Genomic DNA, 15,931 nt, shown 5'->3' with positions numbered 1-15,931 from the left:
TAACAGCTTCCATCATTAAAGCAGGCAGAACCTAAACAAGCCATTAATTTTCTAAATTTCAATCAATGTTTCTGTTAAAAATGATCCATTAAAGAAAACCAACGCATTGCTAAAAATATAAGCGGATAACGCAAAATTTTCCCACCTGGAAAAGACGAAATCTTTAAGTCTTGAAAAGAGGCAAAACGTTCATGATTCCCAGTTAACCATTCTGCATATAATTTTCCTATAAAAGGAGCAAGTATAACACCATGACCTGAATAACCACCACAATAAGTCATCTTAGAGAAAAGTTGTCGAACATAAGGCATTCGTTCAACCGTGATGGCGACCGTTGCACCCCAATGATGGGTTAGATTAACAGAGTGTAGCTGAGGATAAATTTCAGTAATCTGGCGTTTTATACGTTTTTCTAAATTTGCAGGATATTGATTATCGTAGCTTTCTACTCCACCAAATAATAAGCGATTATCCATGCTTTTGCGAAAATAGCGAACCATAAAACGAGAATCATCGACCGATTCGCCCCCTTGAAGAATCGGGCTGTCTTTCTCTAACGGTTTTGTTGCTCCAATATAAGAGCGAAGAGAAAAAATCTTTTTCTCAACAAATCCTTGAAGTCCAAGCTTATACGCATTGGTCGCAAGTAATACATGCTCCGCTCTTATATTCCCCCGTTTTGTTATCACCCTCCAATGGTTACCATTGCGCTCTAACCCAGTTGCTTGGGTTTTCTCATAAAGCTTAGCACCAGCATTTTTCGCATTTTTTGCTAACCCAACAATAAGCTTTAAGGGATTAATATGACCCGTATCGGCATCATAAATACCACCATGATAAAAAGAGGAACCAAGCCGTTTTACTGTTTCATCCCTATCCATAAAAGTAAGACCGTAATAACCATAACGCTGCATCGTTTCTATATGCCGTTGATAAGATGCTCGTTCACGTTTTTTATGGGTAACAGAAAGCTGTCCTCGCATAAAATCGCATTGACAATTGGGCATTGCACACCAAGATAAGATATCTCTTTTGGCTTCTTCAGCTAAATCAAACAGAGCCTTGCTTCGCTCAAAACCATATTTTTTCTCTAGTGTTTCTACCCATTGCCGTTGCCCCGTTCCTAATTGCCCACCATTGCGCCCTGAAGCACCATCACCAAAACGTGAAGCTTCACACAAAACAACATGCACTCCAGACTTCGCTAAATGGTAAGCAGCCGAAAGTCCGGTAAATCCACCTCCAATAATAATCACATCACACTGTATATTTTCATTTAAAAACGGATAAGAGGGGCGTTCTTCTAAAGTGTCCTCATACCAAGAAATTCCTGGAGAAATCGGATTATAATCAATCATCGTGATAAACCTCAAACATTAAGCAAGAGATATTCGCGCTCCCACGGGCTAATCACTTCCATAAAAGTTTCAAATTCCTGTCGTTTGATTGCAGCATAAGTACTGACAAACACATCTCCTAAAATAGCACGTATCGCTCTATCTTGTTCAAATAAATTGACTGCTTCAATGAGACCACGCGGTAATTCAATGCTATCAGCATTCACATTACTTGTTGTTGGCTCATCGGGTTCAAGCTTTTGCTGTAGCCCAATGAGACCGCAAGCCAAAGAAGCCGCAAGCGCTAAATAAGGATTAGCATCTGACGAGGGAAGCCTATTTTCAACACGCCGTGCTTGAGGAGCAGAACGAGGTACACGAAATGCTGTAGTACGGTTATCATATCCCCATCGTAAATTAACCGGTGCTGAAATATCAGGCATAAGACGTCGATAAGAATTTACATAAGGAGCAAGCATTACAAGTGCTCCTGCCATATGTCTTTGTAATCCACCAATAAAATGACGAAAACAGACACTTTCTTCACCATCCTTTTGTGTAAAAATGTTCATACCTGTCTTCTTATCAACAACGGATTGATGAATATGCATCGCAGAACCTGGCTGCCCTTGAATAGGCTTGGCCATAAAAGTAGCATACATATTATGCTTTAGTGCTGCTTCACGAATTGTTCGTTTAAACATAAAAACTTGATCGGCTAATTCGATGGGATCACCATGGCGTAAATTGATTTCAAACTGCCCTGCCCCTTCCTCATGAATGAGAGTATCAATCTCCAACCCTTGCGCTTCCGAAAAATGATAAATATCATCAATGAACTCATCAAATTCATTCACACCGGCAATCGAATACCCTTGTCCCCCACCAATTGAACGTCCAGAACGCCCAACTGGAGGAACTAAAGGATAATCAGGATCAGGATTTTTCTGTACTAAATAAAACTCAATTTCTGGTGAAACAACCGGCATTAGATCCATTTGTGTATAAAAATCAACGACTTTTCGTAAAACATTTCGTGGTGTGTAATCGACAACATGTCCATTTTGATAGACAAGATCACAAATCACTTGTGCTGTGGGAGCATCTTCCCATGGTACAATGCTTAATGTAGACAAATCAGGCTCAAGGCGTAGATCACCATCAGTTTTGGGATATTCAAAACCATGACCATCTTCAGGATAATCTCCTGAGATTGTTGCGACAAAAACCGCTGAAGGTAATGCCAATGATGTTTCCGAGGTAAATTTTTTAGAAAGCATCATCTTGCCACGGGGTACCCCCGCTTGATCAGGGGTAATACATTCAATATCTTCTACATTACGGAAAGCTAGCCAATGCGAAACTTGCTGCCAATTGCTTACACCTCGTAATTTTTTAAGAAAACCAGAAACAGGCTTAGAGCCCTTTTTTTTCATTTGTTTACCATTTTTCACAACCATAACACACCAATTTTAAAAACAATCAAAGCCCGCTATTATGGTATCATTTCATGTTTAAGCGTTACTAAAAATCCTTATCAACTTAATTTTTAGAGAATATGCAACTCCCATCAAGGCAAAAGAGTCCTTGTTATTATTATAAGCTTCTTATCATATTAAACATAGTGAAAAATAACACTGCGTGCGATACATCTGTGCTAACATTCTGTTTATAAAAAACAAAAGTCCTAAAGCTATTCTGGCAAGCAATAACCGTATAAAATCTTATAGTGGAAGCTCAACGTAATTATGATAGCTCTACTTTTAATGTCCACAAAGAAGCGATACGCATCACCACTTCTGCTTCCTAAATCTATACAACAAAATACCCAATCATAGCTTCTCATTAACTGCGCCTTACCGCAACTGCGATAAACGCTTGAGACAACGAGAAGCGCTCAGCATTCGTGGACAGCTGAACGAAAGGCAAATTTCCTATTCTGCTAACAAATCTAGCTTGATTGAAAACACCACCCTCCTCAATGATTTTCCTGCCCCTCTCCAAACGCTGTACATATGACTTCTTATTTGCCCAGCTGAATCTTATTCAGCATTGACAATTTACCTCATCGGTACAAACTGACACAGTATATCAAGAAATACTTTTTTAGCTAATCATACATTATAAAGCTATAAATATTCTGATCATGAAAAACTCCGTTTAACAATTCAGCTTTTTTCAATCTTCCCTCAAGCTCAAAGCCGCAGCGCTGTGCTACTGCGTTGCTTTTTTTGTTGTCTACTGAGCATGTTATGACAAATCTTTTTATTTCGCCAGATTTCAAATAAAACTGTATCAAGGCCTCCACAGACTTAGTGATAATCCCTTTTCCTTGAAGTTTTAAATCAAGCCAATAGCCGATATAAGCGGTCTTATTACCACTGTCAATCCTATTGAAAGAAAGTAATCCCACTGGAACTTCATCAAACAAAATAGCATATGTTTTTCCATCATTCTTCTGATGTTGCAAAAAGCAAACGTCAAGAAAAATAGCTTCATCATATTCATTCGTAACATAACGTGGCCAAGCCATATATTGACTGAATTCCTTTCTATTACGATCTATAATATTAAAAAGTTCGGAAGCATATCTCGAGGACGCGGGTGCGAGTTGAATATTTTTATCCACACTAATAGCTTCCTCTCTATACAATAAATCTACTCGCCCAGCTGGTAAGGCATTTTCTGCAAGCCTAGCTGTTACGATTTCTTTTTTGTATAAAGCGTAGACGGGAGGTTTAAGACGCGTCCATTCATTAGCAGTTTGTAAATCATAAGAACCGCAACCGCGAATAATAAACAACTGATCTTTGCCCAAACCATAATCTGCCTTGGGAAAAAGGCAGTCATTTTCAAAACAGTTAAAACCTGCTAATATCTGACCATGTTTACCACAAGCGTTTTTTTTCTCTTCTAACGGCACAAGCAAATGATGCCAAACACGCACAGAAGGTATCCAGTTAATGCCAAGATTTGTCTGTATGATATCGACCTGATCGCGCTTTTTAATACTTACAGTTCTTCCTACAGCATAACCATGATCTTCGCTGATATACCTACCAAGCTCAAAAATCAATTTCCATCTAGCAGGTAAAGTGAGATCTTGTTCAGATAAAACATTAAAAATTTCTTGGAAAAACTCCTGTGGTTTTGTAGCCGTAACTTCAGCATCTGCTGAAAAGGAGTCTGCTGGAAATCCGCCCCCCATATCAAGATACCCTCCCTTAGGCATATTTTTTAAAAGGAAGGGAAGCCAATCACGCAAGTTCTCAATAATTCGTGCCGAACTTTCTAGATTCGCATCTATATGAAGATGAAAGCCCTTAAGATAAACATTCTTGCAAGATTGCAGCAAGGGAACGATTTCTTCCTCAAATTCTTCCACTGTCACTCCAAAACGAGAACGCTGGCTATCTTTGTAAAAATGCGCCAATCTTAAGCCCAGACCCACTACGCGGTCAGTATCAGAAACCAGATCAATTATGGCCTTGAGTTCGTGCGGACTGTCGACATGAATGAGTGCCTTTTCAGCAATCCCTTGAGAAAGATCTTTGAGAGATTTATAAGGTCCATCCAATACAATCCTATCGCCAGTAAAACCCGCCTTTAAAGCTAGCTGAAGCTCATCTGCCGAGCATACTTTTGCACTGAGTCCGTGCTCAGCGATTAGTCGCAACAACAAACCTAACGAGCATGACTTAACCGAAACAGCAATAACTGCGTCCAGAAAATATTGCTGACAGACCGCTTGCAGATGCAGAACCCGTTCCAGCGCCGAATCAACATCGAATATAAAAAATGGCTCGTCGCCATAAGGCTGGCGTTCACGCAGTCGTTTAGCTGCTGTGATGATATTTTGAGCTACTATTTTTTGCTCCATAACTGTATGGTAACTCCCTGATAATCTCGTTGAGCATTAAGAGGAGCACGGATAGCAAGATATCGCTCATAAAATGCATCCTGTATATTTTCCTCAAGCGAACAAATGAACTTATTTTCAATTCTAATATATCTACGAAGATTGTCTTTAAGCTCATCATAGGATCAAGACGATAATTCATAATCTTTTTCTTGATCCAGTTCCAATCCTGCTTTGCCCAAAAAGTCATGCCAATAATGCAGCGTCGAAGCAGGATCAGGTTTGAACCCTATGGCGCTATAAACGTCAGTAATCATTTTATCGCTAAGCGCCCTTCTATAGTAAAAATTTGAAGTACAAAGAACACCCTCTACTTTCAAAACACGACTGACCTCAGACAGCGGTTGTTCTCTTGCTTGAAGAAATGCAAAATCACATCCACCAAGTACATGAACGTTTCTGCATAAAAAGGAAGGCTGCAGGCGTCAGAAGCTTGATAGCGTAAACGACTATCCGCAGCAAGCTTAGCGGCCAACTCACGAGCAATAATGATTGCTACTTCAGATATATCAATGCCCTCTGCAGAAGATCCAGTTTTTTCAAAACAATAACGCGAACTGTAACCGGTAGAGCCAGCAAGATCTAACAACACAGAATCGCGATGAATGCCTGCATGCTTGATCTCATAATCAACAGTATAATTACCACTGGGCGGCGTATTATCCTGTTTCATCAGCGCTACAAAATCAAGATACTCATCGAACAAATGTCTTCAAACTTCGCAAATGTATCACTAAGCTCCATCATATAATTTTCTCCTTATAGGATTTCTTTAAAACAGCTCTCCAGCGCAAAGTAAAGCCTTTGTTCTCCCTCTCGCTTTAAAAATACCGCAAATCCGGCGTGTAAGAGCCTAAGAGCGTCACGATTTTAAACCTCCTTGGCAATTTAGAAAATAATTTTACTTCGGAGCATTATCATTGGTGTTACGCAAATTCTTTCTCAATATTACTCTTATAAACCACATGATCATACACGCTTTTCTCACTCGTCCCAGCGCTCCGTTCTAAATTCGCCAAAAATCGCTCCTTGCAAAACATTCTTGCAACGCTATAGTCTTGGTCAGTTCGTTTTAAATATCTAATACCATCAATAGTAAGATTGACATGCGCTTTATTAAGAGTTTCCTCCGCGCACTCTAAAAAGCTTGTGATTTCTTTGCAAAATCTAATATATACCCACTCTTTAGCAAAACATCAATATTATAAGATTCTTGATCTGTTCGCTCCGATACTTCTGGCTCATAGCAGCACAATCATTTGGCGCATTCAAATCGGTCAGCATCTCTACTAAAAACGATGGACAGCTATTCATTTCGATGAAATCCATATAAGATGACCCACACACTATTTTTTTTCTATGTCTTTATGTAAGTAATAGGCAAAATCCTATTCAACTGTATCTTCACTCTCAAACCTCCTCACCTTTTATTAACTTTTTATCAGTATAAAGCCAGGCCAAATTAAGCGGGATAACCAAACATATACAAAGCAAAGCGAAACAAAAAGCTGCTTCTATACCAATATTACTGGCCAACCAACCAATCAGCACAAGCGCCAAAATACCAAAAATACGTGCAAGAAAACTAACAATGGATAAAACTGTATTCGCATTCTTTTGTTGAATATGTTTAAAAAATTCTGCTTCAAACTGTGTCACAGGGACAGAAAAAAAACTGTGAAATATGGTGAATAAAATAATGGGAGCCCAACTGTTCGCAACAAGAAGCAGAGCAAGCATAACAACAGCACTCAGGACTAGCGAGCACAAAGTTATCGCCATAGGAGCATATTTTTGCATAAGATATTTAATGACAAAGCGATTAAATAAGTATTTGACAAAACTATAAGACACAAAGCACAGGCCAAGAATAAGAATTTTAGTCTTCCCTGTTGCATTATCTAATGCTCCTGTTTGTCCCAAAATAAAAGGTTGCCAAAAATGAAATATTGGCTGCAAGGCAGCAACAATAAAACCACATATCAATATATAATATAACCCGATTTTTGAGGTAACTAAATAAACAAAAGCTTCTGTTGCATGCAACAAAGAACCTGAGTTTCTTAGCTGACTACTCCCAACGGATGCAATACCTACTCCCCTCACCCGACTAAACCAGAATACAAGCACGAGAAACCCAAAAGAACAAAAATAATATGCCGACTGATAATTATACATAGACAAAACAATAAGAACACCTAGTGCACCAGCAACCATATTCATGAATGCTATCAGTTCCCGCTTATAGGCGTTTACTTGGTGGTAGATCAAACTACCCTTGTAAAGACCGCCGTCGATTAAACCTTTAATCCACGCGCTATCAGCGCCAGAACATAAAGCAAAGGCTAAAGCATAAATAATTTCTGCCGGAATTAAAACAGAAAGATTAGGCGCGTGAGTACATAAAAAGAAGAAGAGAGAAAAAAAGAAACATGAAAAGATAACATTTTGTTTAACGCCGATTTTATCTCCTAAAATCCCACAAGGCACTTCAAAAATACAAATAGCCACACTAAACACAATTTGCAATAAAGCGAGCTGTGTTATACTAATGCCCATAGACAATAGAAAAAAAGCATGGAAAGAACCCGTAATCAACCGAACCCCGCTCATTGCTGCACAGCCATACAGCAATTTTTTAACTTCATAATCTATCGTCATTAATATATCCAAAAGCTATAAAGCTGGCAGTTTTTTTTGCTGCCAGCTTTATAGTTTCTAACACCTCAATTCGTGAGAGCACCTCGAGCAGCCATTTTCTGCTCACTTGCTCGGGATTTGAGCGCAGTAACATCAACCCGCTTAATTTGAATTTTTTTCAGTGGTTTATACATATCTTTAGTTTTCATAACTTTACCTCCTGTATTAAATGAAAATAATGAGATTTAACATGAAGCACATACTGTAGCTACTTTATAGCTACCTTTTGTCAATTTGTTATTTTGATGTAAAAAGTTTTACTCTCCTCCCCACGCTTAAGCTAAGTATTTCACGCATCAATCATAATGAAAGCAATTAAATAACATGAAGTACACATTACAGCTACTTTATAGCTAATTTTTTTTGTCAATGTATTATTTTGATATAAAAAGCTTTGCTCTTCGCCTGCGTCTTTTTTTAAGTATTTCATGTACCAATCACTTTGCAACAACCGCCATAGCACTTGGAAATTCATGCCCCGCTTCGGGAAAAGTACGCTTATATTCACGCCAATTTGTCACCGGCTGGTTATTAAACACAACGCTCGTTTGCAGTGCATCAAAATGCGCTTTGCCACATTTAATCTTCAGCATTTCTTTAAGGCGCAAATCAAACTCGCTGTTTGCCCCTTTTGTCTCCAGCACAAAGTAAAGCTTCTGTTCGCCATCCCGCTCTAAAAAGACCGCCCAATCAGGCGTATAAGAACCAATGGGAGTGGCTATTTTAAAACTTCTTGGCAATTTAAAAAACAATCTGACTTCAGGATCATTTTCAAGACTTTGTGCAAACTCTTTCTCCACACTGCTTTCATAAACTACATGATCATACACACTTTTCTCACTCACAACAGCTGTGCGCTCTAAATTTGCCACAAGCTCTTCGCTGGTAAAAAACTCTTGCACACTATATTCTTGCCCTACCAGCTTTAAATATTTAATGCCATCAATTGTCAAATTAACATGGGTTTTATTGAGTATTTCTTCTATACGCTCTAAAAAAGCTTGTGGATTTTTCACAAACTCATGCTCACGACCACTCTTTATCAAAATACTAATAATCGTCTTTGCAGTTAATTTCAGCTTTAAGGTCAAATAATTTACAATGTTCGGCAGTGCACACGAACTATAATCAAGTGTACTCTGCTTTAATAACTTCTCTTCATAGGTCACACCAGTACTATCCAGTTCTATCTCTGCTGTCTGATAAACCAAATGCGCAGGCGCAACTGGCGGCATTTTTTCCACTGCATCCACTGCTTTGACGACAAACTCTGTGCAATCAAGCTTTGCACGATAAGTGGTCTTTTTATTGATCTTCTCCCATAATGCCAGAAACTCAGGCGAAGCGACTGTTTGTTTTTTAAGCTTAACCCGCACCTCGCGCGTAGCATTACGAATAATCGGCATGGCTTGGCTCGCTTCTAGCGCCTGCAGCACAGCTTGCTTTTGCCCTTTACTAAAACGTTCACTTAAATCCAACGTCCCAGCTGCCCATTGCATTTTTAATGTATCTGTGATTTTCCCTGCTGATGTAAGCAAGGCTTTTTCACGCAACTCAACTAATATATCAGCAGCCTCTTGCGAAGACAGAGTCTTTGTTTCCGTCATCACTGTCGTATAAGTCAGATCTTGCAGCGTCTCAACATTAATAAGTGTGCCCGCATCAATTTTTTTCATAATTTCTTGACGTAACTCGCGTGGTATTTCCGACGTTCCTATAACTTCAAATTCATTCGCCACTAAATCTTGGTCTACTTTAACGACACCCGCCTCATCAATCAAATCTTTTGCAACAAGCATTTTAACAATTTTTTGTGCTTGAGGCACTTCCACTTTAGCGACCACATATTTCACATCTTCATAAATACAGCCAACCAACTGCTCCATCTGCAATGTACCAAGTTTATAACCAATATCCGCCTCTAATTCTTTTTGCAATGTACTCACAAACTCAGAAAAGCTTTCATTCACCATAACATGCAGCACATTTATATCTTTATCTTCCACCTGCTCACCTTGTTGGTTTACGCACAAGCGCAAACCGCGACCAATCTTTTGCCGTGTGGTAAAATTCGATTTTTGCTCAATTAACATGCAAACTTGAAACACATTCGGATTATCCCAGCCTTCTCTCAATGCCGAATGCGAAAAGATAAAACGTAAGGGACATGCAAAAGATAATAACCACTCCTTATCACGCATAATCGTGTTATAAGTGTCATCATCGACTTGGCTGTCGCCTTTTGTATCCTTATACACACCCTTCTTGTCTTGCGAGAAATAACCGCCGTGCACGTTTCGAACATTTTGCGCAAACTTAGTTCGCAATGGTGCATACTTCTCTTTCGCCAACAGCTCTTCATAACATTCTTCAAACATACACTCATAAAGCGCTGGCTCTTCATCATTGCTACGATATTTAGCTACCTCATCAATAAAAAACAACGATAAAACTTTGATCCCTAACGGCACAAGCCGCAATTCCTTATCTAAATGTGTTTCTATAGTGCGATAAATTTGCGCGCGTCTAAGCTCTATTGTATTCACATCACCAAGCGGATGGCCAAATTTAACAATTTCAGTATCAGAAAACTCAACGGCTTCATCCCCCGCCATGCAATTGATACCCGAAACAATATAACCCCTATAAAGCTCACGCCCACCCGTAACGCGATACAGATCATCTCCTTGCCTCACTGTAACCATTTTGCGGCTAACAGTGCCATTCTTTCCCGCAACATCCAACTCTAAGCGCGCCTTAAAACCATGTTCGTGTGATACGCCTTTCAAGGCAATATAGGGACGATTAAAATCTTTCTCTATCTGATTAGAAGAGACACAAATTTGCTTCACCAATCCTTTTTTATAAGCATCAACAGGTGTTAGACGATATAAAAGATTAATCTCCTCTTTATGCGTGGCACTATAGCGGAAAACACAAAGCGGGTTAAGGCTCGCAATAGCCTCCTTCGCTTTTACTGTATTATCCACCGATTGCGGTTCATCTATGATCACAATCGGATTTGTGTCTTGGATATAGCGCATAGCACTTTCGCCATTCAATTTATCCTGCGGAAGATTGATAATATTTTCTGCTTTTTTAAATGCATCAATATTGATAATCATAATTTCAATATTGGTCGAGTTTGCAAATTGGCGAATTTGCGAAAGATCTTTTGAATTATAAATAAAATAACGATAGGGCAGATTATCAAACTCTGCTTGAAAATGCTCCCTCGTTACCTGCAGTGATTTATAGACCCCTTCACGAATAGCAACACTTGGTACGACAATAATAAATTTGGTAAAGCCATAGCGTTGATTTAACTCAAAAATCGTCTTGCTATAGACATAGGTTTTGCCTGTCCCCGTTTCCATCTCAATAGAAAATTGCTTTTGCTCTAGCGTCTTACTCGCCAAGAGTTTATTGTTCTGTTGCACCTCTCGTAAATTTGCTAATATGCTTTCATCACTAATCAATAATTGATTACCATAACCAAATTCATTTAACGCTAATTGTCCTTGTTCTAAACGCAAGGAAAAAGAAGAAGCTCTTTGCGGTTGTCCTTTAAATAAATCAATGACGCTTTTAACCACATAATTTTGAAATTCTTGTTGTTTAAATTTAAGTTTCATATAGACGCCCCAATCGTCTTTCTATAGTTTAAATTTTATCAAAACTTACTTCATTGTCTTTAAAGATAAAGTCGCAATTAATAAGCGCCTCATCACCTTCAAAAGCCGCATCAAGCGCTACGATTTTTACGGGCAAGTACTTTATCATCTCCTCTGCATCTTCAGGTTCAAAAGGCGGATCTATGGCTATAATCACCAAGACATCGCCTTCGCTCTTGCCTATATAATAAAATCTCTTTCCATTGATTGCTAAAGGATAAATTTTTAAATCCAGTGGCCAACCATATTTAAGCATGATCTCGAAAATAATATCTTGATGAGAGCGTTCGGGATTTACCCCTCGCAGAATATGATCAAAGCGTATTTGCAATTGTTCTTTAATATCAAGTGCATTCGGATCAATCGGACTATCGTCCCATATGGGAAAGTTAGAACTATCGAGCTCTAGCACACGAAATCCAGTGTCTAGAGGCTGCTCACGTATGAGTTCTGCTTCATGCTTTTGCTTGATTTGTGCACCAGCGCGACGAATACGTTCAATTCCTATGTCGCATATATTCTTATAACCTGCCTTGTAAGCTTCACTCTTCTCATCACACAATTCAGGCAATTGCACCATAATGAATTTGCGATTACCACCATCTTCGGCATTCAAAGCCATCACTGCATGCGCCGTTGTACTAGAACCAGCAAAAAAATCGAAAATGATGTCGTTGTCACTGGTCGTCTGTTCAATCAATTGCTTTACAAGACTCACACCCTTGGGATGATCAAAAAATTGGCCGCCTAAAAGTTCTCGTAATTGTTTGGTCGCTATAAAATTCATATCTGCTTCAAGCATTGTACTAAATGGTTTAGTTTGAGATTTAACTTCTGTTTTATGACGTTTATAAGTAGGCGTACCTTGTCCGTTTTTTGGGAAGATCACCTTGCCTTCTTTGATGATGTTTGCCATTCGTCCTTTTTCATAAGCCCATACACGATTGGGATTACACTGGTAAACTACACCCGTTTGTGGATCAGTAATCGGGTAATTAAGATTTGGCCGCTCTGATGCTGTTTTATTGCATGTCAAATTATCAGCCATCCAAGGCCCGCGCGGGTCATTATCGGGGTTGGTATAATTTGCAAAACTCTTTTGTACTCCACTAAAAACAGTGTGCCTGCAACTATAACACAAAATGTAATCATGGTCTGTACTTACATTGTTTTGCGCATCATTAGCACCAGTGCGTTTCCTCCACACCAGCTGCGCAACAAAATTCTCTTCGCCAAACACTTCATCACATACTTTGCGCAAATTATGCACTTCATGATCATCTATTGAGATAAAAACCACCCCATCGTCACGCAATAAAGTCTGTGCCAAACGCAAGCGCGGATAGATCATATTGAGCCACGCAGTGTGAAACCGCCCCATTGTCTCAGGGTTCGATTTTGTCGTTTGGCTCGTCACTTCCTTATAGCGCGCTAACGGGTCTTTAAAATCATCACAATAGATAAAATCATTCCCCGTATTATAGGGCGGATCTATATAGATCATCTTCACTTGGCCAAAATAAGACCGCTGGATAAGTTTTAACACTTCAAGATTATCGCCCTTAATATAAAGATTATGCGTATTATCAAAGTTTACGCTCTCCTCGCGCTTCGGACGCAATGTCCCAAGTGAAGGCTTTTGCGCAAGCTTTAAACTCGCTCCTTTACCCTTCCATTCAAATTTAAATTTCTCAAAATCATTATCGATATATTCTCCGCATAGATTAAGAAGCAGGTCTATATCCAACTTTCCCTCAGCAAAACATTGCGGAAAGGCTGCTTTTAACTTTTCTATATCTGGATTAACTGGGCTCTGACTCATGCCCTCTATTTTATCTTCACCCGCTATTATACTCATCTTTGCGCTTCTCCGTTACGCTTAGTATAAAATATGTCTATGAATATTTCTTTTGTATGTCGCAATTCCTTTTATCTCATTTATTTTGTATCCTCTGCAAATTTACTTTCATGCAAAGTATCGTATAAGCTGTTCTCTTTATCTTTCAAAGTTTCTTGTGCTTGTTTTATCTCTTTTCGCTTACGCAAATCAGCTAGATCAATTCGCATTACCACATTTTGACATTTTGCTTTTTTTGCCTTGCTTTGCAAGAGCAATAATTTCGCGCTCTAAATTGGCGCGCTGTTTCGCATAATTAAAGACGGCGATTTTCTCTTTCTTCTTGTGCGTTATTATGGCACTTACAAACATTATCAATAAGCTTATCAATTGGCACAAGCCCATCCCAAATATGGCTATATTCTGGTTCCTTTCACATTTCTAACAAATAAAAGCACTGAATCGCCAATTTGACGATGTCACCATAACGCATATTATTTTCAAAACTCAACAGATCATATTGAGGCTCAATCAAAGGTACTTCTTTTCAAGATTAAGCAAGTTTTATAACCTCTCTTGTTATCTCCACAGAAGGAAATAGCCTCTATGGACGGTGAGTGGTTAGCCTTCACCTCTAGTGCTTACAGCACTTTATAACACTCACCCCGTACCAAACAGAGGATTGCGTTTTATTAAATAACCCACGCGCATATAATTAAAGACAGAAACGATTAAGCTTGCGCCAATCATGCCAAACCAATAACCCATAAAGCCATATTCAAAAAAATGTGCCATGAGCGCGCCCCCAAATAAGCCTAGCCCCCAATAGCTTATTGTGACAACAATGGTTGACCAAAACGTATCAAGCAAACCCACAAGTATGCCATTGAGCATAGCCCCTAAAATGCCAAAAGCAAAAGACAATAAGACAAACGGAAGCAACTCCCAAGAGAGAATAACAACGTGGAGTGAAGAAATATCAAAAATGGTTGTAAGAATGAATTCATAAGAGAAATAAACAAACCCTGATAAAAACAAAACATAAGAGACAGCAAAAACTGTGATACTCATACGCAACTGTTTTAGAGCCATATGATTCCGATCAGCTTGATACCACGCTGCTATGGTCGTAGCTGCACTGGAAATCCCCAAAGCGACCACAGAAATCAGCATATCGATACGCATTCCAATCGTATGCGCAGCCAAAGATTCGACCCCAAAAGCTGTAATCATGAAGGCAATGACAGAAGGAAAGCCTTCCGCAATAAGAATACGGATACCAATGGGAAGTCCTATGAACAGTAATTGTATTATTCGTGCAATTTCTAACTTTGGTCTTAAATAATTAAAGTGAAAGGAACTAAAAGTAGAATTGCGGGACAGAATTATTGCTACTGCCATAACAATCAAAATACGGATCAAACTACTTGCAATTCCAGCACCAAAGACACCAAATCCGCTTGCAGGACCTATACCAAAAATAAGCAGCCAAGAGATGAGAAAATTTATAGGGATAGCTGCAAGCATAATCCAAGTTAAGGGCTTGGGATTACCAATTGCTGACAGTAATCCACGGCTATTGACATAAAGATAAAAAAACACCACCCCTATAGCAGCGCCACTATTATATTCCTGCGCTATATTGGCAATTGCCTCATCTTGGCCAAGAAGACATAAAATATTCCTCGTATTGAATAAAATGATTACACTCATCATTCCAATCAAAAGGGAAAGCCATATTCCTTGATCAAACCATGCCTTCAGTGCATATCTATCTTGTCTGCGAAAACTTTCCGCAAGTTTTGGTGCAACCGCGGTAATAATTCCCAGCCCCAACAACATAACAAAACTAAACATACTCAGAGCCAACATTGTACCACTCAAGGCTTGAACGCCTAAATGCGCCACAAGTGCTGCATCTGTGAAAGAAATCATCATTTGAGAGATAAACCCTATAGCCATTGGCATACCAAGAGAGAGCAATTTCTTCATCACAACAAACATTGTGAAACACCCCTCCATATTGAAGGGCATATTAAGCTCAGATATTTTAAACAAAACACATTGATTTTTTTCGTAAAGTCTTTCCATCGCAAGTTTTGCCTAAAGGATGCATAATGAGAACTCATTAAGCTAAGAGGAGATGCCCAGTTCTTAAAGGAGAAACGCAATGCGCCTTTATTGATTTTTTGGACTTCATGCCATGCGTTTTTTTGTACAACATTACGCGCCAAAACAGCTACAATCGTTGATAAAATATCCTCAGCAAGTATTTGTTCATCTTGCACATCCATTTGCAGTATTTTCAATAAAATTTGGGGGAAAATTTCTTGGTACAAGACTTGATATGCTCCCCCCTAAAAACGAATTCTTGGCAATAAAGAACTGTTGAAAAACATAAAAAATAAACGAGAAACTCGTCATCCTGTTTGGAGATTTTGTACAACGCAATCACTTCAAAATC

The 15,931-nt window shown here is 39.0% G+C and carries 12 protein-coding genes; all 12 read right to left on the bottom strand.

Features of this window, described 5'->3' with window-relative positions; genetic code table 11:
• Window positions 1-74: 74 nt before the first annotated feature.
• Entirely contained in the window at window positions 75-1,358 is a 1,284-nt protein-coding gene (locus tag PVV65_RS02625; RefSeq protein WP_273789107.1) for an FAD-binding oxidoreductase, read from the bottom strand.
• An 11-nt stretch (window positions 1,359-1,369) separates the two neighbouring features.
• Window positions 1,370-2,797: a glutamine synthetase family protein gene (locus PVV65_RS02620; RefSeq protein ID WP_273721504.1), complete on the bottom strand. Its 1,428-nt coding sequence runs from the start codon at window positions 2,795-2,797 to the stop codon at window positions 1,370-1,372.
• Between the two features lie 650 nt (window positions 2,798-3,447).
• Entirely contained in the window at window positions 3,448-5,217 is a 1,770-nt protein-coding gene (gene rimL / locus PVV65_RS02615) for a 50S ribosomal protein L7/L12-serine acetyltransferase (protein ID WP_273789106.1), read from the bottom strand.
• Between the two features lie 164 nt (window positions 5,218-5,381).
• Entirely contained in the window at window positions 5,382-5,513 is a 132-nt protein-coding gene (locus PVV65_RS02610) for a hypothetical protein (RefSeq protein WP_273789105.1), read from the bottom strand.
• 59 nt (window positions 5,514-5,572) lie between these two features.
• Window positions 5,573-5,962: a class I SAM-dependent methyltransferase gene (locus PVV65_RS02605; protein WP_273789104.1), complete on the bottom strand. Its 390-nt coding sequence runs from the start codon at window positions 5,960-5,962 to the stop codon at window positions 5,573-5,575.
• A gap of 115 nt (window positions 5,963-6,077) precedes the next feature.
• Window positions 6,078-6,143 (bottom strand): hypothetical protein, encoded by a 66-nt coding sequence (locus PVV65_RS02600; RefSeq protein ID WP_273721516.1) that lies wholly within the window; start codon window positions 6,141-6,143, stop codon window positions 6,078-6,080.
• 523 nt (window positions 6,144-6,666) lie between these two features.
• The gene (locus tag PVV65_RS02595) at window positions 6,667-7,917 is read right to left on the bottom strand and encodes an MFS transporter (RefSeq protein WP_273789103.1); all 1,251 of its coding nucleotides are present in this window, start codon (window positions 7,915-7,917) and stop codon (window positions 6,667-6,669) included.
• Window positions 7,918-7,982: 65 nt separating this feature from the next.
• Window positions 7,983-8,105, bottom strand: coding sequence for a hypothetical protein (locus tag PVV65_RS02590; protein WP_273789102.1), 123 nt, complete (start codon window positions 8,103-8,105; stop codon window positions 7,983-7,985).
• A gap of 288 nt (window positions 8,106-8,393) precedes the next feature.
• Window positions 8,394-11,591: a DEAD/DEAH box helicase family protein gene (locus tag PVV65_RS02585; RefSeq protein ID WP_273789101.1), complete on the bottom strand. Its 3,198-nt coding sequence runs from the start codon at window positions 11,589-11,591 to the stop codon at window positions 8,394-8,396.
• A 28-nt stretch (window positions 11,592-11,619) separates the two neighbouring features.
• Complete coding sequence (locus tag PVV65_RS02580) at window positions 11,620-13,488, bottom strand: site-specific DNA-methyltransferase (protein ID WP_273789100.1); 1,869 nt, start codon at window positions 13,486-13,488, stop codon at window positions 11,620-11,622.
• Between the two features lie 639 nt (window positions 13,489-14,127).
• Complete coding sequence (locus PVV65_RS02575; protein WP_273754839.1) at window positions 14,128-15,471, bottom strand: MATE family efflux transporter; 1,344 nt, start codon at window positions 15,469-15,471, stop codon at window positions 14,128-14,130.
• Complete coding sequence (locus tag PVV65_RS02570) at window positions 15,459-15,806, bottom strand: hypothetical protein (protein WP_273789099.1); 348 nt, start codon at window positions 15,804-15,806, stop codon at window positions 15,459-15,461. The genes PVV65_RS02575 and PVV65_RS02570 overlap by 13 nt, the downstream gene beginning before the upstream one ends.
• Between the last annotated feature and the right edge of the window lie 125 nt (window positions 15,807-15,931).

It is taken from the genome of Bartonella sp. ML70XJBT, from assembly GCF_028618425.1.
In the GTDB taxonomy this organism is placed as follows: domain Bacteria; phylum Pseudomonadota; class Alphaproteobacteria; order Rhizobiales; family Rhizobiaceae; genus Bartonella.
Note: the sequence above shows the minus strand (reverse complement) of the source record. Positions and strands in the feature narration are given on the sequence as shown.

Excerpts from the sequence above, each read along its gene's own strand:
- PVV65_RS02595 (WP_273789103.1), bottom strand. The coding sequence starts at position 7,917 with ATGACGATAGATTATGAAGTTAAAAAATTGCTGTATGGCTGTGCAGCA.
- PVV65_RS02610 (WP_273789105.1), bottom strand. The coding sequence starts at position 5,513 with ATGATTACTGACGTTTATAGCGCCATAGGGTTCAAACCTGATCCTGCT.
- PVV65_RS02580 (WP_273789100.1), bottom strand. The coding sequence starts at position 13,488 with ATGAGTATAATAGCGGGTGAAGATAAAATAGAGGGCATGAGTCAGAGC.
- PVV65_RS02585 (WP_273789101.1), bottom strand. The coding sequence starts at position 11,591 with ATGAAACTTAAATTTAAACAACAAGAATTTCAAAATTATGTGGTTAAA.
- rimL (WP_273789106.1), bottom strand. The coding sequence starts at position 5,217 with ATGGAGCAAAAAATAGTAGCTCAAAATATCATCACAGCAGCTAAACGA.
- PVV65_RS02620 (WP_273721504.1), bottom strand. The coding sequence starts at position 2,797 with ATGGTTGTGAAAAATGGTAAACAAATGAAAAAAAAGGGCTCTAAGCCT.
- PVV65_RS02625 (WP_273789107.1), bottom strand. The coding sequence starts at position 1,358 with ATGATTGATTATAATCCGATTTCTCCAGGAATTTCTTGGTATGAGGAC.
- PVV65_RS02590 (WP_273789102.1), bottom strand. The coding sequence starts at position 8,105 with ATGAAAACTAAAGATATGTATAAACCACTGAAAAAAATTCAAATTAAG.
- PVV65_RS02575 (WP_273754839.1), bottom strand. The coding sequence starts at position 15,471 with ATGTTTGTTGTGATGAAGAAATTGCTCTCTCTTGGTATGCCAATGGCT.